The following is a 20,481-nucleotide window of genomic DNA, read 5'->3' as shown; positions in this document are numbered from 1 at the left end:
GATGAGGCACGTTTCGTCAGAGCGCTGCCGGTGGGACGCGCTTCTCGCGTTTCAGTTTTGCACCCGCGCCGTTTCAGGTGGCGCCGGGCGGCGTCGCCCAGAAATGCGGCACGCCTCCGCAATAGCTGATGACGTTGTTCGTGCGGTCCACCGCAGCCCATTTGAGGGCGCTGGAAAACGCGATCCGCGTATCCGCGTCCTGATCGGTCTTGCCGGGCAGAACGCCCGAATAAAGCCCCTTCAGCACACGCTCTTCAAGGTCAGCAGGAAGCTTCTCGTCGCGTTCGAGCAAGCGGCGGTCCGTATCGTCCAATGCGGCGGTCAGGTTCCGGAGCAAGTCGCGCGGCAGCGCATCGACGCCCGCGAGGTCGGCCAGCCGGTTCTGGACGCTGACGGGCGCTTCGGCGGTCAGCTCGCCGGGCAGGGCGGACACGGTGAAGGCGAGGGCGCCGGCGGTCAGGATGATCCTGCGACGCGTGACTTCAGGGGAGGGGGTGATGGTCATTGGTTCTGCTCCACTGGCTTGAAAGCGGCGAGGTAGGAGGCGAGCGCCGCGATCTCTTCGTCGGTCAGACGCTCCGCATAGGCCTGCATGCGCCTCAGCCCGCCCGTCTCGCGCTCTCCGCTGGCATAGGCGCGCAAGATGCCGGCGAGATAGGCTTCGCTCTGGCCATGGATGCGGGGCGATGCGTGCGCGCCCGGATCGATGTTGGTCCTCTCGGCGGTGGGCGAGACGTGACAGGAGCTACAGGGCGGAATTCCACGCTCCCAAGCACCCTCCGCGTCCAGCTTCATCGCCGTCTCGAACTCCGGGCGGTCGCCCATCAAGGTCAGCTCGGGCGCCGGTGCGTCGGCATACATGCGCGCCATCGCCGGTGCTCCGCCCTCGCGCAGCGCCAAGGCGGATCGCTGCATCTGCTGGTGCGCGCGGTTGCCGGTGCGATATGCGTCAAGCTGCTCGATCAGGTAGAGGACGGGCTGGCCGTTCAGCACCGGATAGGCGGGGGACGCCTCGCTCGAGAGGCTGTGACAGGACGTGCAATCAAGCAGAATGTTGTCGGATTGCGAAAAGGCAGGGCCGGTTGCGAGGGCCAGAAATATCGCGAGTGCGGCAGGGCGTCGCCAGCGTTTGAAGGGCATGATCCAAACTCCGTCTGTTGCCGATCAACGCAGCACCTAAGAAGGCGTTCCACATTTCTTGGAACCGGGCTTCGGTACCGTTGTTCTTCCTTCAGCGAAAACAGCGGGAGGGACTTGGCCATGGCGGTCGCTGAAGTTGATTTCGAGCCGGACGTCGTGATCGTCGGAGCCGGGATCGCCGGGGGGATGGTGGCCGACAAGGTGTCGGCGGCGGGCCTCAAGGTCCTCATTTTGGAATCCGGCCCGAGACTTGAGCGCGGCGCCTTGGTGGAGAAGTGGCGGAACTCGGCCCGCACCGATTTCATGGCGCCCTATCCCATGCCCGAACACGCCCCGGTGCCGAACCCGACCGACTGGGGCAATTACCTGATCCAGACAGGCCCGGCGCCTTATCATCAGCAATTCATTCGCGGCGTCGGCGGCACGACATGGCACTGGGCCGCCGCGACATGGCGCTTTCTTCCCAACGATTTCAAGCTGAAGGGACTCTACGGCGTCGGGCGTGACTGGCCGCTGGGCTATGACGATCTCGAGGCGCATTACCTCGAGGCCGAGACGCTCATGGGAGTGGCGGGCGAGCCTGCCGATGAAATCGCGCCCCGCAGCGCGCCTTACCCGATGGAGGGCATCCCGCTCAGCTTCATGGACCAGTTCATCGCCGAGCGGCTCAACCCGCATGGCTACCAGATGCGGACCGAGCCGGTGGCCCGCAACCGCGAAGTCTATGACGGAAGACCGCCATGCTGCGGCAACAACAATTGCATGCCGATCTGTCCCATCGGCGCGCAATATTCGGGCAATATCGCGGTCGAGAAGGCCGAGCGACAGGGCGCGCAGGTCATCACGGAGGCGGTCGCGCATTTCGTCGAACGCGGACCCGACGGCCGGATCGAAGCGGTCCGGTTCATGAAACCCGATCGCTCGGAATGGCGTGTGCGGGCGCAAAGCTTCGTGCTCGCCGCGAACGGAATCGAGATCCCGCGCCTCATGCTGCTGTCGGCGCAGGAGGGCGCTCCGAACGGGCTCGGCAACAGCTCGGACCAGGTGGGGCGGAACCTCATGGACCACCCCGGCACGCAGGTGGTCTTCGACATGCCGAGGCCGGTCTGGCCGGGCAGGGGGCCGCAAGAGAACACGTCGATCCTCAAGTTCCGCGATGGCGATCACCGGCGCCGGATGGCGGCCAAGAAGCTGCACCTGTGGAACGGCTCGGCGGTCGGCGGTGTTGCGGCGGAAGCGATCGAGGAGGGGCTGACCGGCGAAGATCTGGCCCGCACTGTGCGCGAGCGCGCCGCGCGCCGCTGCTCGATCGCGAATTTCCACGAACAGCTTCCCGACCCCGAAAACCGCCTGACACTCAGCGTTGACAAGATGGACCCGCTCGGCCTGCCGAGGCCGAGCATTCATTACAGCATCGACGATTATGTGCGCGAGAGCGCGAAGCACACGGCCGATATCTTCCGCGATATCGTGGAGAAGCTCGACGCGACGCTCGTCAGCGTGGAGGACGGCTCGGAAGGGTTCCGTCCCAACAATCACATCATGGGCGGCACGATCATGGGGGACGATCCGAAGGACTCGGTCGTCGACGCGGTATGCCGCACACATGATCATCCCAACCTCTACATCGCCAGCTCCTCGGTCTTCGCGTCCGGCGCCTGCGTGAACTCGACCTTGACCATCGCGGCGCTCGCGCTGCGTGTAGGCGACAGTGTCGTCGCCGATCTGAAAGGCTGATCTCGTGGTCGGTCCGCGCAGTCTCTCCGCGGCGCCGGGCCACGGCGGCCCCGGCTCTTGAGCGGGCTTTCTGCAGCGACCGCGCACCGTGCCCGCCCGCATGTGGTGGCGCGGGCGCTCTGCAACCAGTCGGGCGTGCTTCTGCTGATCGTGGCGCCGCCGATGCTCGTCGGGGGCATCTACAAGGAGTGGGTGTTCGCCCTTTCGCTGGCACCGCAGACGCTGGTCCTCGGCGCTCTGATGCTCGGTTTCCGGGGTGTGACCTTCCCCGAGGATCTGCGCCGGGTCGAGGCGTTCGCGGTCTTCGCGCTGATCTTTGTCATCGCGAGCCTGCTCGTCGCGCCGCCCTTCGTGGTCCTTGGAATGAGCCCGCTGGACGCCGTGTTCGAAGCGGTCTCGGGCGTCACCTCCACCGGCCTGAGCGTCGCCACAGAGGCCGAAAGCTGGCCGATCGTCGCCCATCTCATGCGCGGCTGGATCCAGTGGTGCGGCGGCTTCGCCATCGCCTTCGCGGGGCTTGCGATCCTCGACAGCAGCGCGGGCGCCTCGCTTTCGATGAGCCAGAGCCAGATGACAGCCCGGGACAATCTCGCATCGATCAAGGTTCAGGCCCGTCAGGCGCTCTGGTCCTATGTCGCGCTCACGCTGATCGCTGTTCTCCTGTGCCTGCTTCTTCTGCCGAACTGGTGGGAGGCGGTCAGCATCGCCCTCGCTGCGGTCTCGACGGGCGGCTTCACGCCCCGCGCGGACAGCCTGGCGAGCTACTCGCCGCTCGCGCAGGGGGTCGTGATAGGGATCTGCGCCGCGACCGCCATCACGCTTCTGTTCTACATTCGCCTGTGGCGGGACGGCCCGCGCAGCGCCCTGCGCAATTCGCACGCCCTTGCCACACTCGGCCTGATGGCGGCCGGAGTTGCGCTCTTCGTAGCCGTCGATTTCGCGGTGAACCGTCCGGGCGGCGCGGAGCTTTATGCCGGGGCGCTCAACTTCCTGAGCGGCTTCACCACCGCCGGATTTTCGACCAACGAGATCTCGAGCCATGTCTCGCTTCTGCCGCTCCTTCTGGTGGCGATGCTCATAGGCGGCGATGTCGGATCGACGGCGGGGGGCATCAAGGTGACGCGTCTTCTCGTTCTTTTTCAGATCTTCCGCCTCAGCATCCTGCGCGTGCGCGTGCCCGCGAGTGCAGTGACCTATCTTCGGGACGGGGCCGATAAGGTCACCGCCGACCGCCTGATCGGGGTCGCCGCGCTTCTCGTGACGTATCTCGCCACGATGATGCTCTGCTGGATCGTCTTTCTCGTCTCCGGCATCGCCCCGCTCGACGGGCTTTTCGAGGTCGTCTCGGCGCTCTCGACCGTTGGCCTCAGCCAGGGTGTGAGCGCGCCGGGCCTCGCGGCCCATCTCAAGGCCACGTTGATCGTGGCGATGCTGCTGGGACGGCTCGAATTCATCGCGCTGATCGTCCTGTGCACGCCCCAAACCTGGATAAGGAGGACCTGACCCATGCGGATCATCGTGATCGGCGCCTCGCGCCTCGGTGTTGCCGTCGTCGGCCGATTGCTCGACGACGGGCATGACGTCGTGATCGTGGATCGCTCGCGCGAGCGGCTGGACGAAATTTCAGACCGGCTCGATTGCGGGTTCATCGAAGGGGACGGAACGCTCCCGCAAACCTTGCGCGACGCGTTCGGGGACGGCGCCGATGCGCTGATGGTGATGACCAATCATGACGATGTGAACATCCTCGCCGCTGTGGTCGGCCGCTCCATCGGGTTCGAGCGGGTCGTGCTTCAGATCGTGCAGGCGCAGCTTCTCAATGTCTGCGAGGAGCTGGGCTTCGACGATGTGGTGACGCCGCATACCACGGTTGCGTCTTCCATCGTCCGCTCGCTCGAGAGCTCCGGGCGCGTCTGGTCGCAGCTCGGGATCATCGAGGATGTGCATTTCGGTATGTACAAGGTGCCGACGGATCTCGAGGGGCGCACGATGGGCGATCTCGACCTGCCGCCCGGTGCCCGTGCCGTGGCGATCGAGCGGGAGGATACCCCCCCGATCCTGAGCGCCGAGGAGGAGTTCCGATCGGGCGACCGGCTGCTCGTCGCGGCGGGCGAGGATACGGGCGACGCGCTGCGAGAGATCTTCGGCGCGCAGGAGGAATGAGCGGTCCGGCTACATCTCGTTTCGGATCTGGCCATAGGCGAGCATCGCGAAAAGCCCGGTTCCCCCGAGGATGTTCCCGATCAGAACCGGCGCGATATAGAGCGCAAGCGCCTCGAAAAAGCCGACTTCGCCGACCAGGACAAGCGTGAAGATCTCGTTCGATCCGGCGATCACATGGGTGAATTCCCCGGCGGCGATCAACCATGTGAACATCACGATCACAAGCACCGACGAGCCTTTGGCGGATGGCAGCATCCACACGATCGCCGCGATGAAGAACCCCGCGGGGATACCGCGCAGGAGCGACTCCGCCGGCGAGAGTTCCGTCAGGTGGCGCGATATCTCCAGCGTCGCCTGCAGCACGCCCTCGGGCAGGAAACCGGCATGCACCGCGAGAAGCGCGGTGAAGAATGTTCCGATCAGGTTGGCCGTGAAGACGATGCCCCAAAGACGCGCCGTGCGCGACAGCCGGTCGAAGCCGGGCTTCGTCAGCAGGGGCAGAACCACGGTGATCGTGTTCTCGGTGAAAAGCTGGAGACGCGACAGGATCACAAGAACGAAGCCGAACGTATAGCCGAGACTGCCGAGCAAGGTGAGATGAGGATGCCCGGATCCCAGATGCTTGCGCAGAATGGACTCGACCAGCACCGAGGACGATATGCCGATCCCGGCGGCCACGCCCGACCACCAGAGCGATGACGTGGGCCGGTCCAGCTCCTCGAGGCCGTCGCGCAGGATGATCGAATAGACCGTGAGCGCGGAGAGCCGCGAGTTCTGCGTCACGGCATCGCGCTCGGAGCCGGTCAGGGACTGCTCGGTCTCCGTGCGGGTCTTCTCGCGCCGCTCGCGTTGATGCGCGCGCTCCTCGCTCGGGGATGTCTCGTCATCTTCGCTCATGGCTCGTACCCATCGCTCGCATAGGCTGTGGGCCACAATCGGACACAGCCCCTCCGCGAAAAAATCTGGCACAGAACCCCTTTGATAGAAAGGGGTCCGCCCTGTTTTCTCTGTCCGGTTCGCCTCGCGCTGGAACCGATCGGACCGTCTTCGGTTTGTTTTCGGAAGAGGAGCAAGCTGCGGGACTTTCGATGCACTATCCTTTCTCACGCCGAGCCGTCCTTCTGGGCCTTGCCGCATCCGCGGGCGCGGCCCTCTCGGCGCCGAGGCATGCCTTCGCCTCGCTGGACGGCAAACCTTTCTCATTCCTGACCGAGACCGAAGCCCGGCTTCTGGCCGTTCTGTGCGACACCTTGATCCCCGCCGACGACTATCCAAGCGCGAGCGAGGCCGGGGTGGTCGATTTCATCGATCTTCAGATGGTCGGTCCCTACGGGCGCGGCCACGGGCTTTACATGAAGGGGCCGTTCTTCGACGGCACGCCCGAGCAGGGCTACCAGCTTCCCCTTCTTCCGTCCGAGCTGATCCGGGCCGGGCTTGCGGGCCTCGAGCGTGCCGAGAGCGGCTTCGCGTTGATGGAGCAGCCGCGCCGGGACGAAATCGTGACCGCGATGTCGGAAGGCGAGATGGACCTCGGAGACGCGCCTTCCAAGGCGTTTTTCGACGAGGTTTGGACGCTCACCAATCAGGGGTATTTCGCCGATCCGATCTATGGCGGAAATGCCGATTACGCGGGCTGGAAGATGGTCGGATTTCCCGGCGCCCATGCCTATTACACCTCCTTCGTAAACAAGCATAACCGGCGTTATCCGCAGCCTCCCATGGGCATCAATCACGCGCCCGGCGGCAATGGCGATCTGCCCGCCGCCCCGATCAGGAAGGAGCCCTGACCCATGCCGGACAAGACGCTTCCCAAGACGGATGTGGTCATCATCGGCGGCGGCTGGACCGGCCTCACCGCGGCTTACGAGTTGGCGCATGCGGGCCGCAAATGCGTGATCCTCGAGCGGGGAGAGCATCGCCACGACGCCACCAGCTTCGGTGCGCCGGAAGAGCATGACGAGCTGAAATACGCGCAGCGCTATTCGCACATGATGGATGTGCGCGAGAACACCCTGACCTTCCGCAACCACCGCGATCAGCGCGCCCTGCCGATGCGGCGCCTCGGCTCTTTCCTGCCGGGCGAGGGGCTCGGCGGCGCGGGCATTCACTGGAACGGGCAGCTCTGGCGCCCGCTTCCCTCGGATCTCAACATGCGCTCCCATTACGAGGAGCGTTACGGCCAGGATTTCATCCCGGACGATCTGACCATTCAGGATTGGGGCGTCAGCTACGACGAGCTGGAGCCGCATCTCGACTTCTTCGAGAAGATCTGCGGCGCCGCGGGCACGGCAGGCAATCTCGGCGGCGAGCGGCGTGCGGGCGGCAACGTCTTCGAGGGCCCGCGGCGGAACGAGTATCCGAACCCGCCGATGAAGCAGCCGATCAGCAGCACGCTTTTCGGACAGGCCGCGGAACGGATGGGCCTGCACCCTTTCCCGTTTCCCTCCGCGAACGTCACCGAGGCTTACGAGAACCCCTACGGCGCGCAGCTTCATCCCTGCACCTATTGCGGGTTTTGCGAGCGTTTCGGGTGCGGCTACTTCGCCAAGGCCGATCCCATCATCTGCGTCTACGACCGCATCAAGGAGCACGAGAATTTCGAGATCCGCTTCAAGTCCACCGTGCTGCGTGTCGAGAAATCGAAGGACGGACAGACGGCCACGGGCGTCACCTATATCGACGCCGATGGGCGCGAGATATTCCAGCCCGCCGATATCGTCTGCATGAATGCCTACGCTCTCTGGAACGTGCATCTGATGCTCGTCAGCGGCCTCGGTCAGCCCTACGATCCCGACACCGGACTGGGCACGGTCGGCCGAAATTACTCTTATCAGACCATCGCCGCCGTGGACGCGTTTCTCGACAAGGACACGGTCACGAACCCTTTCATGGGCGCGGGGGCGCTCGGGGTGGTCGTCGACGACTACAACGGCGACAATTTCGATCACGCCGAGCTCGGTTTCGTGGGGGGCGGCTATATCGCCTGCAAGCAGTATCACGGCCGCCCGATCGGCTATCAGCCGGTGCCGGACGGCACGCCGAGCTGGGGCGCCGAGTGGAAGCGCGCGGTGCGCGAGAACTACCTCCACCATGCCGATATGGTCATCCACGGCTCGAGCGTCTCGACGCCGGACAATTTCCTCGATCTCGATCCGACATGGACGGACGGCTATGGCCGCCCGCTGTTGCGCATGACGTTCAACTTTCCCGAAAACGATCGGAAGATGTCGCAATACGTGACGGACCGCGCGGTCGAGATCGCGCAGAACATGGACCATGTCACCAGCGTCAGCGCGACGAACCTCGCCGAGAGCGGCAAGGACTATTCCATCGTTCCCTACCAGACGACGCATAACGTGGGCGGCGCCGTGATGGGCACGGATCCCCGGACGAGCGTGGTCAACCGCTATGGCCAGATGTGGGACCATCACAACGTCTTCGTCTTCGGCGCCTGCCTCTTCCCGCAGAACCTCGGCTACAACCCGACCGGCCCGCTGATGGGGCTGGCCTATTGGACGCTCGAGCATCTCAAGAACGATTATCTGGGCAACCCCCGCCCGCTGATGGACGCCTGAAGGAGCAGAGACATGACCAGTGCCAATCTCAATCTGCTGCGCATCGCCGCCATGGGCACGATCGCCGCCGCCGTATCGGTGCCGATCATTCTCAACGCCCAAGGCACCCTGACGAGCGAGCCGCGCGAACTCGAGGCGCGGCTGGATGACGACAGGGTGCTCTTCGCAGCGACCGTGGACGAGGCGCCGGATGACGATCTGTTGGAACTGGGGCGCCTCGTTGCGATGGGCGGGGCCGAGAACGGCGGCTCCGGCATGGCCTGCATTACCTGCCACGGGGGGCAGGGAGCAGGGGATGGCTCGGGCGCGTTTCCGCGGCTCACCGGGCAGGCGGCATGGTACACCTACAAGCAACTGAACGACTACGCATCGGGCGCGCGTCCGAACGAGGTGATGACCGGCATCGCGCAGCGCCTGACCGAGCACGAGCGCGAGGCCGTCGCCGCCTATTACGCTGTCGTTCGCGCCCCGATCCCCAAGCCGCTCGGCGCCGCCGATCAGGCAGAGCTTCAATGGGGCGGGCAACTGGCCGCCGTCGGCTCGGCCGAGAAGGGCATTCCGGCCTGCGTCAACTGCCACGGCCCGCAAGGCACGGGCAATCCGCCCTCGGTGCCGTATCTCGCCGGCCAATACGCCAATTACATGGTCTATCAGCTCGAACTCTGGAGGGAAGGCGTGCGCGACAACGACGCGCTCAACGTCATGAGCAGCATCGCCCGCAAGATGAGCCGCGAGGATATGGAAGCCGTCAGCGAATTCTACAACCGGGTTCATAATCCGCTGACCACCGAGGACTGACGCGCATGACGGCACGGAGCATCATCCGCGTGTCGATCTTGGCTGGCGCGATCGCCGCTGCGAGCGCACTCGTCTCGGCATGGGCCTTGGCCTCGCCCGCGTCGGACCCAATCGGGCGCGCGCTCGGCTGGCTGGGTCAGGGCAGCGATCATGTCGCGGCCTGGTACGCGAGCGATCCGGTCGCCGACATGCCCGACTGGCGGGCGATGCGCCTCGATGTCGCGGGCGGCGATGCCGCGCGGGGCCGCGATCTGATGCGCGATCATGGCTGCGGCGCCTGTCATCGCATCCCCGGAGTGCCGGGTGCGCATGGGACGGTCGGCCCGTCCCTCGCCGGCCTCGCCGAGCGGGCCTATATCGCCGGAATTCTCACGAACGCGCCGGGCGAGCTGACGCGCTGGCTGATCGATCCGCCCTATTTCTCCCAGGATACCGCGATGCCGGATCTGGGCGTGACCGAAGCCGAAGCGATGGACATGACCGCCTATCTCTACACGCTCGGAGGGGATGAATGAGCGAGCGGAGCACCCTCGGCCAGTTCGACAGCCAGACGACGCTCATCCCCGCCGGTGCGGGCGCGGACAGCACGCTCGTGCTGACCCTCGCCATGACGGCGGCGGCCACGGTGATCTTTCTCGGCGTGATGGGCCTTGTCTGGCTCGCCTGGCGGCGCGAGCGGCCGGGACATGTGTGGTGGCTCTGGACGGGCGGTTTCGCACTGCCGGTGATCGCGCTCACCGCGCTTGTGGTCGGCTCCACCTTTACGCTCGCCTCCATCGGCAAGGTCGAGCGCGACGCGCTCGTGATCGAGGTGACGGGATACCAGTACTGGTGGGATGTCGTCTACGATCCGGACGGCCGAGCGCTGCGGGATGCGAACGAAATCGTGCTGCCGGTCGACACGCCCGTGACCTTCCGCCTGAAATCCGATGACGTGATTCATTCCTTCTGGGTGCCGTCCATCAGCGGCAAGATGGACATGATCCCGGGGCGCATCAATGAACTGACCGTGCGTGCCACGCGCACCGGCCGCTTCCGAGGCCAATGCGCCGAATTCTGCGGTCTGTCCCATCCTCTGATGGCCTTCGAGGTGGAGGTCGTCGAGCGGGAGGCGTTTGATGCCTTCGCCGAAAGGCTCGCGGGCGAGGCGCGCGATGCCGACACATTGCAACTCGCGCGCGGGCGGAACGTCTTTCTCGAGGAAGGCTGCGCCGCCTGCCATGCGATCCGCGGCGTCGCGGAGGGCGCGCGCGTCGGTCCCGATCTCACGCGCATCGGGGCGCGGGCCGCGCTGGGCGCGGGGATGTGGCGCATGAATGTCGGCAATCTGGCGGGCTGGATCGCCGATGTGCAGGACATGAAACCGGGCGCGAACATGCCGTCCTACAATCATCTCAGCGGCCCTGATCTTCGGGCGGTGGCCCATTATCTGGCGAGCCTGAAATGACCGACACGGCAGCGAATACCCCGGCGCAAGGCCCCGTGCTCGACGATCTGCCGATCTACGAACGGGCGTGGGCGACGCCCAAGGGTTGGCGCAAGCTTTCCTCGGTCTCGCACCGCGTCGTCGGCCAGCGCTTCATCGTGACGGGGCTGATCTTTTTCCTGATCGCGGGCTTCCTCGCGCTCCTGGTGCGCACGCAGCTCATCGTGCCCGACAACACGTTTCTCGATGCCGAGACCTATAATCAGGTCTTCACCATGCACGGCACGCTGATGATGTTCCTCTTCGCGATCCCCATTCTCGAGGGGTTCGCGGTCTATCTTCTGCCGCTCATGCTCGGCGCGCGAGATCTCGTCTTTCCTCGGCTCGGCGCCTTCGGTTATTGGTGCTATCTCTTCGGCGGGCTGATCGTTCTGGCGTCCTTTCTGTTCGACGCGGCACCGGACGGCGGGTGGTTCATGTACACGCCGCTCTCCACCAAGGAATACACACCGGGCCTTTCGGCCGATTTCTGGCTGATCGGCATCACCTTCGCCGAGATCGCGAGCGTCACGGCGGCGGTCGAGATCATCGCCGCGATCCTCTGCACCCGCGCGCCGGGCATGTCGCTGGCCAAGATGCCGATCTTCGGCTGGTACATGCTCGTGACCGCCTTCATGATCGCGGTCGGATTTCCGCCTCTGATCGTCGGCTCGATCCTGCTCGAGATCGAAAGGGTGATCGGCCTTCCGTTCTTCGATCCGGCGATGGGGGGCGATCCGCTCTTGTGGCAGCACCTCTTCTGGCTTTTCGGCCATCCCGAGGTCTACATCATATTCCTGCCCGCGGCAGGCATGGTGGCCACGATATTGCCCACCTTCGTGGGCAAGCCCCTTTTCGGCTACGGCTTCGCCGTGGCGGCGGTCGTGACGATGGGCTTCATCAGCTTCGGGCTCTGGGCGCACCACATGTTCACGACCGGCCTTCCAGTCATCTCGCTCTCGCTCTTCTCGGCGGCCTCGACAGTGGTGACGATCCCGACCGGCGTGCAGATCTTCTGCTTCATCCTTACGCTGTCTCTCGCGCGGCCGAGGCTGACGGTGCCGATGCTCTTCATCCTCGGCTTTCTCTTCATCTTCGTTCTGGGCGGTCTGACCGGCGTCATGCTGGCCTCGGTGCCGTTCAACTGGCAGGCGCATGACAGCTATTTCGTCGTGGCGCATCTGCATTACGTGCTGATCGGCGGCATGGTCTTCCCGCTCTTCGCCGCGTTCTATTACTGGACGCCGCATTTCACCGGGCGGATGATGTCGGAACGGCTGGGGAAATGGGCCTTCTGGCTGATGTTCTCGGGGTTTCACATCACGTTCTTCCTGATGCACATCACCGGCCTGCGCGGCATGCCGCGGCGCATCGCGACCTATCCCGAGGGGCTGGGCTGGGACCGGCTCAACATGCTGTCGAGCATCGGCTCGTACATCCTCGCGGCGGGCGTGCTGATCTTCGTATGGGATTTCATCACCCATCGCTGGCGCGGGCCGGTCGCGCCGCGCGATCCGTGGAAGGCGGGTACGCTCGAATGGCTCTATCCGCCGATCGCGCCGGGCCACAATTTCCACGCCATCCCGCGCGTGCAGTCGCGCGAGCCGCTCTGGGATCAGCCCGACCTTCTGAAGAACGCCGCCCACGAGATCGACGGCATGCTTCGGGATGCGCCCCACGGGCGGCGCGAGACGGTCGGCTGCCATCCGGTCACCGGCGAGCCCTTGCAGATCGTGCGCCTGCCCACGCCGACATGGATCCCGCTCGTCACGGCCTTCTGCATCGCCGTCACGACCATCTGCCTGCTGGCGAGCCTCTACATCGCGGCGGCGGCCGCGCTCGGGGCCACGCTGATCGGGTTCGCCGCCTGGGCATGGGAGCCCTCGGAGACTGGCCAGACGGTCGAGACCGGCGGCGAGGGGACATTGCCCGTCGATATCGCGTCGCGTCTGGGGCACACCTACATCGCTGTCATCGGAACCCTTCTGATCATGGTCGCCCTCTTCGCGTCGATCCTGTTCGGCGTCATGTATCTGTGGAACGTGAAGCCCGACTTCACCCGCACTGCCGGCGATCCCGATGCGCTCTGGACCGTCCTGGCCCTGATCTGCGGGCTGGCGTTGACGGCGCCGGCCTATCTCGCCCGCGCCCGGGGGCAGCTTATCTATGATCTCGCGATCGCACTCTTGGGTATCGCGGCGGGCGGCGCGCTCTGGATGGCGCTTCAGCCGGTGCTGCCGCATGGCTCCGCCTTGGGCGCGACGCTGTGGGTGATTGCGGGCTTCATCGCCATTCAGCTTTTCGTGCTGGTCTATTGGAGCCTCTTTCTCGCCTTGCGCAAGGCGATGGGGCTCATCGGACCCGGCCAGCGCGTGCCGGAGGTCAACCGCGCGCCCTATGCGCTCGTCACGGCGCTCATGCTGCTGGCCGCCGCCATCGTGCTGATCGCACCGCAACTGGGGGTCTTCGCATGATCGAGAAAACGAGAACCGCCGAACTCGCGCCGCTGATCTGGGGCATCGCGCGCCCGACGCTGGCCTGGACGCTGCATTTCATATTCGTCTACGCGGCCCTATCGGCAGCCTGCGGCGAGCGTGCGGTGACGGGCTATTCGGGAGCGGTCATCGCCATCGCGCTCGCCACGGTCGCCGCGCTGGTCGTGGCGGGATGGTCGCTCTTTCGCGGGGATCACACCGAGTTTCATATCGCTGCCCGCTGGACCACCGTGATCTCGATCGTGGCGATCCTCTTCAGCGCGTCGCCGGTGCTGCTGCTCGGCGGGTGCAACTGAGAAAAGGAGACTGGAATGGAAGACGCATACATTCCCTTTTGCGGCACGCCGCCCGCGCCGGCGGACCTCTGGGGCCGGTGGCTCTTCGATCCGCTCTTGATGGCGGGACTGGCCGCCTTCGCGCTCGTCTTGGTCTGGAAGGCCCGCGCGCCGCGCGCGGCCGTCGCGGGCTGGGTGCTGGTGGCGCTCTTGTTCGTCTCGCCCCTCTGCGCGGCATCGATGGCTCTCTTCTCGGCCCGGGTCGCGCAGCACGTCCTTCTGACACTTGTCGCGGCGCCCTTGCTCGCGCTTGCGGCTCCCGCGCCTGTGCGGATGGTGATGCCGGCGGCGATCGGCTTCTGGCTGCTTTTCTGGGGCTGGCATGCGCCGCTGCCCTATGCCGCGACGCTCGGGTCCGACCTCATCTACTGGGCCATGCACCTGTCCCTTCTGGGAGCGGCATGGGTGCTCTGGTCCGCGATCTTCAGGGTCCATGCCTCGCAGCCCCAGCAGGCGCTTTTCGGCCTTGCGCTGACCGCGGCCCAGATGTCGCTCCTCTCCGCGCTGTTGGTCTTTAGCACGGCGGTCTGGCACGGCTGGCACCAGCTGACAGTGGCGCCCTACGGCATCAGCGCGCTTGCGGACCAGCAACTGGCCGGCGCGGTCATGTGGTCGGCGGGCGGCGCACTCATGCTCGCCGTCGTCGCCTTGCTCGTCCGCTCGGTCCTTCGCGGCGGCGAGCCGGCCATGACCCGGATCGAAGGAAAGACGTGAGATGACCTGCACCGACCGGAGCGGAGCGAGATGCGCGCCTCCATCCTGACCCTGACGACCCTCCTCCTGGGTTTCGCGCTCATGCAGATGAGCAACGGGCTGCAAGGCACCTTGCTGGCCGTGCGCGCCGGGATCGAGGGGTTCGGCGGCACGGCGACGGGCCTCATCATGTCCGGTTTCTTCGCAGGGATGAGCATCGGCTCGCTCATCGCGCCGCGCCTGATCGACCGTGTCGGCCATATCCGCACATTCGCGGCGCTGGCTTCTCTCGCGTCGGCGGCGGCGCTGATGCATCTGGCCTTCATCGACCCCTGGGTCTGGATCGCCGTGCGGAGCCTGACCGGCTTCGCCTTCGCCGGGCTCATCATCGTCACCGAGAGCTGGCTGAACGCCTCGGTTGCGTCGGCGCAGCGGGGCCGGTTGCTGGCGATCTACGGCATGGCGGGGATGGCGGCGGGCGCCGCGGGGCAATTCATGCTGAACCTCGGCGATCCGGCGACGTTCACGCTCTTCGTGCTCGTCTCCATCGTCATGTCTCTGGCGCTCGTGCCCATATCCCTGGCCAAGGTCGACGCTCCGGCGACCGCGGAGGGGCAGGAGGCCGCGTCGCTGCGCAGGCTCTGGGCCCTTTCGCCCTATGGCGCGCTCACCGCCGCGCTCGTCGGCGCGTCCATCGGCACCTTCTACGGCCTCGCGCCGCTTTTCGCGCAGGAGCTCGGCTTTTCGCAGGCGCGCATCGCGGCTCTCGTCGCGTTCTTCACGATCGGCGGCCTCATCCTGCAATTCCCGCTCGGCTGGCTGTCGGACCGGATGAGCCGCCGCGGATTGGGCATCGCGCTCGGCACGGCGGGCGCGGTGCTCATGCTCGCCACGATCCCCTTTCCGGCGCCCCCGGCCACTCTGCTGCTGATACTCGGCTTCGCCATCGGCGCGATCATCCTGCCGGCGCAGGCGATCGCGGTCGCGCATGTCCATGACCGCGCGCCGGGGTCGGCGCTGCTCGCCGTGACGGGCGGACTGGTCCTGATGCAGGGGATCGGCGCCGCGCTCGGCCCGATGTTCGTGGGGGCGCTGATGGACATGCTCGGCCCGCGCGGCCTGCCGTTGGGGCTGGCGGTGCTGCAAGGCGCGATCGCCCTCTGGGGCCTTCTGCGAGTGATGATCCGCGATGATCCCGAAACCCGCGAGCGCCACGCGACCCGCCCGCTGACCCCCAACCCGGTGGAGGGCGAACTGAGCGGCCAGTGACGGGGCGCCGCGATGCCATCGAGCGGGGGGCTTTCGTTTAGCCGCCGATGCGGTGCCGCATGTCCTGAGCGCCTCATGCGAAGACCAAATAGACAGGGCCCGAGCGAGGTTATGTCTCGCTCGGGCCCACCATCACATTGCGCCGGGCCGCTCTAGCCCAGTGTGCGCTCCCAATGGCGCAGCTTGCGGCAAAGCGTGACGAAATCGCCCGCGCCCTCTTCGGACAGCTTCGCCATGCCGGCGTCGGGGCTGGCGCCCACGGCCTTCATCAAGGGCTGCGCCGCATCGGTCCAGCCGATGACCTTGGCATGCGCGTAGGCGTCGCTGACGAAATCCATCGCGGGCTTGTTCGCGGACAGCGCCTCGCCGCCCTCCTGAGAAAAGACGAGGGCCACCGCGTCGAAAAGGACGGACGGGCCGCCGTCGATCTTCTCGTCCGCGGCCTTCACGCTGCCATCCGAGAGGGTCGCGCCCCCGATCCGTGGCGCGACGATGGCGACCATAGCGCCCTCGGCCTCGAAGGCCTTTTCGAGCGCCGAGACGAGATCCGCATCCGCGCCATCGCTGATGAAGAGCCCCAGCTTGCGGCCCGCGAAACTCTTCGGCCCGTTCTTGAGGATGCTGAGCGCGTCCGAAGGCGGCAGATCGGTGATCGGCGCGCGGGCCGGCGTCGCGGCTTCGGGCAGCTCGGTCACACCGAGGCCATCGGCCACGCCCTTGGCCAGATCCTTGTGAACGTTCCGCAGATGCGAGAGCATCCGCAGGCGGATCTTTTCATGCTCGCATTTCGACAGCTCGAACGTGTAGCCGGCGATGATGTGATCCTGCTCGATTTCGGTCTGGCTGATCCAGAACTGGCGCGCTTGGCTGTAATGATCCGCGAAGGTCTCGGACCGGGTGCGCTGCTTGATGCCATCCACCTGCTCGGGATAGCTTTGGAAGCCCAGCTCGGGGTTCTCGCGCGGGCCGCCATCCTCGCCCCAGCTGTTCGGCTCGTAATTGGCGCGGCCCTTGGGATTGCGCATCGCCATATGGCCGTCCTGCTGAAAGTTATGCACCGGGCATTTCGGCGCATTGACCGGGATATGCGTGAAATTGGGCCCGCCGAGCCGTTTCAGCTGCGTGTCGAGATAGGAGAAGTTGCGACCCTGAAGGAGCGGGTCGTTCGTGTGGTCGATCCCGCGCACGATGTTCTGCGTGCAGAAGGCGACCTGCTCGGTCTCGGCGAAGAAATTCTCGACATTGGCGTCGAGCGTCAGCGTGCCGATGATGCGCACCGGAACCTGCTCTTCGGGAATGAGCTTGGTGGCGTCGAGAATGTCGAACTCGAATGCGTCGGCGAATGCGTCGTCGAAGACCTGGATGCCCAGGTCCCATTGCGGGAAATCACCGGCGTCGATGGCGTCCCACATGTCGCGGCGATGGAAATCGGGATCCGCGCCATTGATCTTGAGCGCCTCGTTCCACACCACCGATTGCAGGCCCTGCTTCGGCTTCCAGTGGAATTTGACGTAATGCGATTTTCCCTCGGCATTGACGAGCCGGAAGGTATGGACGCCGAAGCCTTCCATGAAGCGCAAGGAGCGCGGGATGGTGCGGTCGGACATCTGCCAGAGCGTCATGTGGATCGCCTCGGGCGAGAGCGAGATGAAGTCCCAGAAATTGTCATGCGCCGATTGCGCCTGCGGAAAGCCGCGATCGGGCGCTTCCTTGACCGAATGGATGAGATCGGGAAACTTGATCGCGTCCTGGATGAAGAAGACCGGGATATTGTTGCCAACCAGATCCCAGTTGCCTTCCCGCGTGTAGAATTTCGTAGCGAAGCCGCGCACGTCCCGCGCGAGATCGGCGGAGCCCTTGTTTCCCGCGACGGTCGAAAAGCGCGTGAAGGTCGGGGTCTTTTCTCCGACGCGCTGGAAGATGTCGGCGCAGCTCAGTTCCGGGATCGCCTCGGTCAGCTCGAAATGGCCATGCACGCCGTAGCCGCGCGCGTGAACGACCCGCTCGGGGATGCGCTCGTGGTCGAAATGAAAGATCTTCTCGCGCATCACGTGATCTTCCAGAAGCACCGGCCCGCGCGGCCCGGCCGTCAGCGAATTCTGGTCGTCCGCGATCGGCCCGCCCTGCGCCGTGGTCATCGTGCGGTTGCGGTCGGTCGTCTGCTGTCGCGGCGCGCCGCCCTTGTCGAGTGTCTCGTCGGTCATGTCGAAGCCTCCGGTTTGATGCCATGAGATTTCTTGAACCCGGCGCCGAGAGCTTTGTTCCCGGAGCAGGGGGGAGGCGAGGAGCGATGAGACGCAAAGGAACCTATTCGCAAATTCTGGGATTGAAGTCTTGGGTCTCCCAAGATGAGATCAATGCGGCGCCGGCTATGATACGTTTCTCGGGCCGGACTGCAGATTGGTTGCCGGAAGATAAGGTTAGAAATGGGCAGGGGGAATTTGCTTTCGCTTCGGCGCTCCATATCGGCGCCCATCCCAACACTCAGGCGCTGTTGGGCATAACTCGACAGTCAAGGGTGGCACGAGTGATCTAGCAAGAGTGCGTAGCAATTGACCTTCCACTAAACTTTCATCCAGCCGGAATCGGAGCCCAATAGGTTGATACCTCTGTTGGCGCAGGTCGAGCGGCCGACATCCGTGCGGAGTTTTCAGATGGCGCAGCGCGGGTGTTGTTTGCGATGGTGAGATGTTCGACGAATGCCTTGTGCTTCCGATAGCCAAGTGCCGAAAGCGGGCGTGTTTCGTTGAAGTCATCCGTCCAGGCCCGAATTACAGCGCAAGCTTGCCCGGCGCGCGGTTCAGCTGATCGTCCCGAAGGAAGACGTATTCATGGCGCGGCAGATCGAAGGGCGGATTCTCGACCGTGAAGCCGTCCCCGAACCATTGTCCGCGCAGCCTGATGCGACGCGCGCCCTCATCAGCCGCGCGCCCGGGCGCGGCGCCGAAGGTCAACCTCAATCAACACCTTTTTCGCGATTGACAGCGCTACAGCCGTAGCGCCGCTGGCATCGACGTTACTTGGATGGGCGATATTAATGTTCGCCCTGTTTGCTTAAGCTAGCATCTCAATCTTTTGGTTGAGATTGGTCAACGACTTCGCGGCAAGGATTGACACCGTGTGGTCCAAATAATTCCGCCGAGCGGTGGCTGAACCAGGTCTTTCCAAAATAGGGCGACAGCAACAAGCGTGCTGTAACGCCAAATCAGCGGGGAGCAAACGAATTCCATCTCGGTGGGGTTTATGGCGAGTAAAATGGCTTAAACCTAGTTTAATCTGGCGAAAACAAGGCTTAATGGCGGAGAGACAGGGATTCGAACCCTGGGACCCCGTGAAGGGTCAACGGTTTTCGAGACCGCCCCGTTCGACCACTCCGGCACCTCTCCGCGGGGGTCTGGTGAGCGCGTCCTAGAATGGATCGCGCGGGCTCGCAAGGGGGTATCGGGGATTTTGGCGCAAAATCCTCGCGCCGGGATTTCGGCATTGCGCTGCCGGCCCGAACTGCGGCGCGGGGGCGGCTTGGGCAGAGGCTCGCCGAGAGGCGGCGCGAGCGCCGGAACGGCGGCAAAACCTGCTTGACTTGGAGGCCGCATCGCCCGATAAGCCCCCATCCCGGCAGGGGCGAGCTCTGCATGGGGCAGTATTCTATGACGCCGACGAGGCGCGCTGTCCAAGGTGGCCATGAGGCCGTGAACACCCGATTGGGGACCGGCGGACGCGGAAAAGTGAAGGAAAGACAGATGTTTGCGGTTCTCAAAACCGGCGGCAAGCAGTACCGGGTCCAGTCCGGCGACATGCTGCGTGTCGAGAAGCTGGCAGCCGATGCCGGCGAGAAGGTCCAGTTCAACGAGATTCTCATGCTGGGCGGCGACACGCCCGTGGTCGGCGCGCCGCTGATCGACGGCGCCTGCGTTCAGGCCGAGGTCATCGACCAGATCAAGGGCGAGAAGGTCATCCATTTCGTCAAGCGCCGCCGCAAGCACGGCTCGCAGCGCACCAAGGGCCACCGCCAGCAGCTGACGCTTCTGCGCGTGACCGACATTCTCGACAAGGGCGCCGACAAGTCGGGCGTCAAGGCCGCGATCGGCGCGGGTTCGGTCACCGGAGCCAAGGTCGTCTCGGACGGGCAATACGCCAAGAACAAGACGCAGCAGGCCGAGATGAAGAAGCGCGTCAGCGAAGGCCAGGCGGACGAGAAATCGGCCGAGAAGAAGGCCGCTCCGAAGAAGGCCGCCGCCAAGGGTGGCGACGATCTCAAGCAGCTGTCGGGCGTCGGTCCCGCGCTCGAGAAGAAGCTGCACGAGGCGGGTGTGACCAGCTTCGCGCAGATCGCCGCATGGACCGAGGCGGATGTCGCCGAGATGGACGAGAAACTGTCGTTCAAGGGCCGGATCGAGCGTGAGGGCTGGATCGAGCAGGCCAAAGAACTGACCAAAGGTTAAGGAGAGACCAAATGGCACACAAGAAAGCAGGCGGTTCATCCCGTAACGGTCGCGACAGCGCGGGCCGTCGCCTTGGCGTCAAGAAATACGGCGGCGAAGCCGTCGTTCCGGGCAACATCATCATGCGCCAGCGCGGCACCAAGATGTGGCCGGGCACCGGCGTCGGCCTCGGCAAGGACCACACCATCTTCGCGACCGTCGAAGGCCATGTGAAGTTCCATACCGGCCTCAAGGGGCGCAAGTTCATTTCCGTGACGCCCATGTCGGACGCCGCCGAATAAGGATCGTACCCTTTCGGGTCATCGCATGAAGGATCGGCGCAGGTCGCCGGTCCTTTTTGTCTTTCGAGCCCGACGCATTGCCCGGACC

General features: G+C 65.0%; 19 protein-coding genes and 1 tRNA gene. 14 read left to right on the top strand and 6 right to left on the bottom strand.

Annotated features, from left to right (window positions below; genetic code table 11):
• Positions 1-73 precede the first annotated feature (73 nt).
• Positions 74-505: a hypothetical protein gene (locus ACGRVM_RS03740; protein WP_377168565.1), complete on the bottom strand. Its 432-nt coding sequence runs from the start codon at positions 503-505 to the stop codon at positions 74-76.
• A complete protein-coding gene (locus ACGRVM_RS03735; protein ID WP_377168567.1) occupies positions 502-1,140 on the bottom strand; it encodes a c-type cytochrome in 639 nt (212 codons plus the stop codon). Before ACGRVM_RS03735 ends, ACGRVM_RS03740 begins: the two co-directional genes overlap by 4 nt.
• Before the next feature lie 120 nt (positions 1,141-1,260).
• Between ACGRVM_RS03735 and ACGRVM_RS03730 the strand changes: the two genes are divergently transcribed.
• The 3 genes from ACGRVM_RS03730 to ACGRVM_RS03720 all read left to right on the top strand — a co-directional run bounded on the left by ACGRVM_RS03730 (position 1,261) and on the right by ACGRVM_RS03720 (position 5,040).
• The gene (locus ACGRVM_RS03730; RefSeq protein WP_377168569.1) at positions 1,261-2,877 is read left to right on the top strand and encodes a GMC family oxidoreductase; all 1,617 of its coding nucleotides are present in this window, start codon (positions 1,261-1,263) and stop codon (positions 2,875-2,877) included.
• Positions 2,878-2,979: 102 nt separating this feature from the next.
• Positions 2,980-4,380, top strand: coding sequence for a TrkH family potassium uptake protein (locus ACGRVM_RS03725; protein ID WP_377168571.1), 1,401 nt, complete (start codon positions 2,980-2,982; stop codon positions 4,378-4,380).
• Between the two features lie 3 nt (positions 4,381-4,383).
• Positions 4,384-5,040: a potassium channel family protein gene (locus ACGRVM_RS03720; protein ID WP_377168573.1), complete on the top strand. Its 657-nt coding sequence runs from the start codon at positions 4,384-4,386 to the stop codon at positions 5,038-5,040.
• A 9-nt stretch (positions 5,041-5,049) separates the two neighbouring features.
• On the opposite strand, the gene ACGRVM_RS03715 is transcribed toward ACGRVM_RS03720, so the two are convergent.
• The gene (locus tag ACGRVM_RS03715) at positions 5,050-5,937 is read right to left on the bottom strand and encodes a formate/nitrite transporter family protein (RefSeq protein WP_377168575.1); all 888 of its coding nucleotides are present in this window, start codon (positions 5,935-5,937) and stop codon (positions 5,050-5,052) included.
• Between the two features lie 191 nt (positions 5,938-6,128).
• On the opposite strand from ACGRVM_RS03715, the gene ACGRVM_RS03710 reads away from it, so the two are divergent.
• From ACGRVM_RS03710 to ACGRVM_RS03670, 9 genes are read left to right on the top strand one after another with little or no spacing between them, the layout of a single operon-like run.
• Positions 6,129-6,827 (top strand): gluconate 2-dehydrogenase subunit 3 family protein, encoded by a 699-nt coding sequence (locus tag ACGRVM_RS03710; protein ID WP_377168577.1) that lies wholly within the window; start codon positions 6,129-6,131, stop codon positions 6,825-6,827.
• 3 nt (positions 6,828-6,830) lie between these two features.
• On the top strand, positions 6,831-8,615 hold the full coding sequence (locus tag ACGRVM_RS03705; RefSeq protein ID WP_377168579.1) for a GMC family oxidoreductase: 1,785 nt from the start codon (positions 6,831-6,833) through the stop codon (positions 8,613-8,615).
• A 12-nt stretch (positions 8,616-8,627) separates the two neighbouring features.
• Positions 8,628-9,413, top strand: coding sequence for a c-type cytochrome (locus ACGRVM_RS03700; protein WP_377168581.1), 786 nt, complete (start codon positions 8,628-8,630; stop codon positions 9,411-9,413).
• A 5-nt stretch (positions 9,414-9,418) separates the two neighbouring features.
• Positions 9,419-9,928: a c-type cytochrome gene (locus tag ACGRVM_RS03695; protein ID WP_377168583.1), complete on the top strand. Its 510-nt coding sequence runs from the start codon at positions 9,419-9,421 to the stop codon at positions 9,926-9,928.
• Entirely contained in the window at positions 9,925-10,860 is a 936-nt protein-coding gene (gene coxB / locus ACGRVM_RS03690; protein ID WP_377168585.1) for a cytochrome c oxidase subunit II, read from the top strand. The genes ACGRVM_RS03695 and coxB overlap by 4 nt, the downstream gene beginning before the upstream one ends.
• Positions 10,857-13,352 (top strand): cytochrome c oxidase subunit I, encoded by a 2,496-nt coding sequence (gene ctaD, locus ACGRVM_RS03685; protein ID WP_377168587.1) that lies wholly within the window; start codon positions 10,857-10,859, stop codon positions 13,350-13,352. The genes coxB and ctaD overlap by 4 nt, the downstream gene beginning before the upstream one ends.
• Positions 13,349-13,669, top strand: a complete 321-nt coding sequence (locus ACGRVM_RS03680) for a hypothetical protein (protein ID WP_377168589.1) — start codon at positions 13,349-13,351, stop codon at positions 13,667-13,669. Before ctaD ends, ACGRVM_RS03680 begins: the two co-directional genes overlap by 4 nt.
• A 15-nt stretch (positions 13,670-13,684) precedes the next feature.
• The gene (locus tag ACGRVM_RS03675; protein WP_377168591.1) at positions 13,685-14,422 is read left to right on the top strand and encodes a cytochrome c oxidase assembly protein; all 738 of its coding nucleotides are present in this window, start codon (positions 13,685-13,687) and stop codon (positions 14,420-14,422) included.
• 30 nt (positions 14,423-14,452) lie between these two features.
• The gene (locus ACGRVM_RS03670) at positions 14,453-15,670 is read left to right on the top strand and encodes an MFS transporter (RefSeq protein WP_377168593.1); all 1,218 of its coding nucleotides are present in this window, start codon (positions 14,453-14,455) and stop codon (positions 15,668-15,670) included.
• Between the two features lie 152 nt (positions 15,671-15,822).
• On the opposite strand, the gene ACGRVM_RS03665 is transcribed toward ACGRVM_RS03670, so the two are convergent.
• From ACGRVM_RS03665 to ACGRVM_RS03655, 3 genes are all read right to left on the bottom strand, one after another.
• Positions 15,823-17,874 (bottom strand): catalase, encoded by a 2,052-nt coding sequence (locus ACGRVM_RS03665; RefSeq protein ID WP_377168595.1) that lies wholly within the window; start codon positions 17,872-17,874, stop codon positions 15,823-15,825.
• 567 nt (positions 17,875-18,441) lie between these two features.
• A complete protein-coding gene (locus ACGRVM_RS03660; RefSeq protein WP_377168597.1) occupies positions 18,442-18,630 on the bottom strand; it encodes a hypothetical protein in 189 nt (62 codons plus the stop codon).
• Positions 18,631-18,966: 336 nt separating this feature from the next.
• Positions 18,967-19,056, bottom strand: a tRNA-Ser gene (locus ACGRVM_RS03655).
• A gap of 354 nt (positions 19,057-19,410) precedes the next feature.
• On the opposite strand from ACGRVM_RS03655, the gene ACGRVM_RS03650 reads away from it, so the two are divergent.
• Positions 19,411-20,112: a 50S ribosomal protein L21 gene (locus ACGRVM_RS03650; RefSeq protein ID WP_377168599.1), complete on the top strand. Its 702-nt coding sequence runs from the start codon at positions 19,411-19,413 to the stop codon at positions 20,110-20,112.
• Between the two features lie 11 nt (positions 20,113-20,123).
• Entirely contained in the window at positions 20,124-20,393 is a 270-nt protein-coding gene (gene rpmA / locus ACGRVM_RS03645) for a 50S ribosomal protein L27 (RefSeq protein ID WP_377168601.1), read from the top strand.
• Positions 20,394-20,481 lie beyond the last annotated feature (88 nt).

This window comes from Roseovarius aquimarinus (assembly GCF_043661195.1).
In the GTDB taxonomy this organism is placed as follows: Bacteria; Pseudomonadota; Alphaproteobacteria; order Rhodobacterales; family Rhodobacteraceae; genus Roseovarius; species Roseovarius aquimarinus.
The sequence above is the reverse complement of the archived record's forward strand: the minus strand, read 5'-3'. Positions and strand labels throughout refer to the sequence as shown.

What these genes read in the sequence shown, in the direction of transcription:
- ACGRVM_RS03740 (WP_377168565.1), bottom strand. Translation starts at nt 505, where the DNA reads ATGACCATCACCCCCTCCCCTGAAGTCACGCGTCGCAGGATCATCCTG.
- ACGRVM_RS03735 (WP_377168567.1), bottom strand. Translation starts at nt 1,140, where the DNA reads ATGCCCTTCAAACGCTGGCGACGCCCTGCCGCACTCGCGATATTTCTG.
- ACGRVM_RS03730 (WP_377168569.1), top strand. Translation starts at nt 1,261, where the DNA reads ATGGCGGTCGCTGAAGTTGATTTCGAGCCGGACGTCGTGATCGTCGGA.
- ACGRVM_RS03720 (WP_377168573.1), top strand. Translation starts at nt 4,384, where the DNA reads ATGCGGATCATCGTGATCGGCGCCTCGCGCCTCGGTGTTGCCGTCGTC.
- ACGRVM_RS03715 (WP_377168575.1), bottom strand. Translation starts at nt 5,937, where the DNA reads ATGAGCGAAGATGACGAGACATCCCCGAGCGAGGAGCGCGCGCATCAA.
- ACGRVM_RS03710 (WP_377168577.1), top strand. Translation starts at nt 6,129, where the DNA reads ATGCACTATCCTTTCTCACGCCGAGCCGTCCTTCTGGGCCTTGCCGCA.
- ACGRVM_RS03705 (WP_377168579.1), top strand. Translation starts at nt 6,831, where the DNA reads ATGCCGGACAAGACGCTTCCCAAGACGGATGTGGTCATCATCGGCGGC.
- ACGRVM_RS03700 (WP_377168581.1), top strand. Translation starts at nt 8,628, where the DNA reads ATGACCAGTGCCAATCTCAATCTGCTGCGCATCGCCGCCATGGGCACG.
- ACGRVM_RS03695 (WP_377168583.1), top strand. Translation starts at nt 9,419, where the DNA reads ATGACGGCACGGAGCATCATCCGCGTGTCGATCTTGGCTGGCGCGATC.
- coxB (WP_377168585.1), top strand. Translation starts at nt 9,925, where the DNA reads ATGAGCGAGCGGAGCACCCTCGGCCAGTTCGACAGCCAGACGACGCTC.
- ctaD (WP_377168587.1), top strand. Translation starts at nt 10,857, where the DNA reads ATGACCGACACGGCAGCGAATACCCCGGCGCAAGGCCCCGTGCTCGAC.
- ACGRVM_RS03680 (WP_377168589.1), top strand. Translation starts at nt 13,349, where the DNA reads ATGATCGAGAAAACGAGAACCGCCGAACTCGCGCCGCTGATCTGGGGC.
- ACGRVM_RS03675 (WP_377168591.1), top strand. Translation starts at nt 13,685, where the DNA reads ATGGAAGACGCATACATTCCCTTTTGCGGCACGCCGCCCGCGCCGGCG.
- ACGRVM_RS03670 (WP_377168593.1), top strand. Translation starts at nt 14,453, where the DNA reads ATGCGCGCCTCCATCCTGACCCTGACGACCCTCCTCCTGGGTTTCGCG.
- ACGRVM_RS03665 (WP_377168595.1), bottom strand. Translation starts at nt 17,874, where the DNA reads ATGACCGACGAGACACTCGACAAGGGCGGCGCGCCGCGACAGCAGACG.
- ACGRVM_RS03650 (WP_377168599.1), top strand. Translation starts at nt 19,411, where the DNA reads ATGTTTGCGGTTCTCAAAACCGGCGGCAAGCAGTACCGGGTCCAGTCC.
- rpmA (WP_377168601.1), top strand. Translation starts at nt 20,124, where the DNA reads ATGGCACACAAGAAAGCAGGCGGTTCATCCCGTAACGGTCGCGACAGC.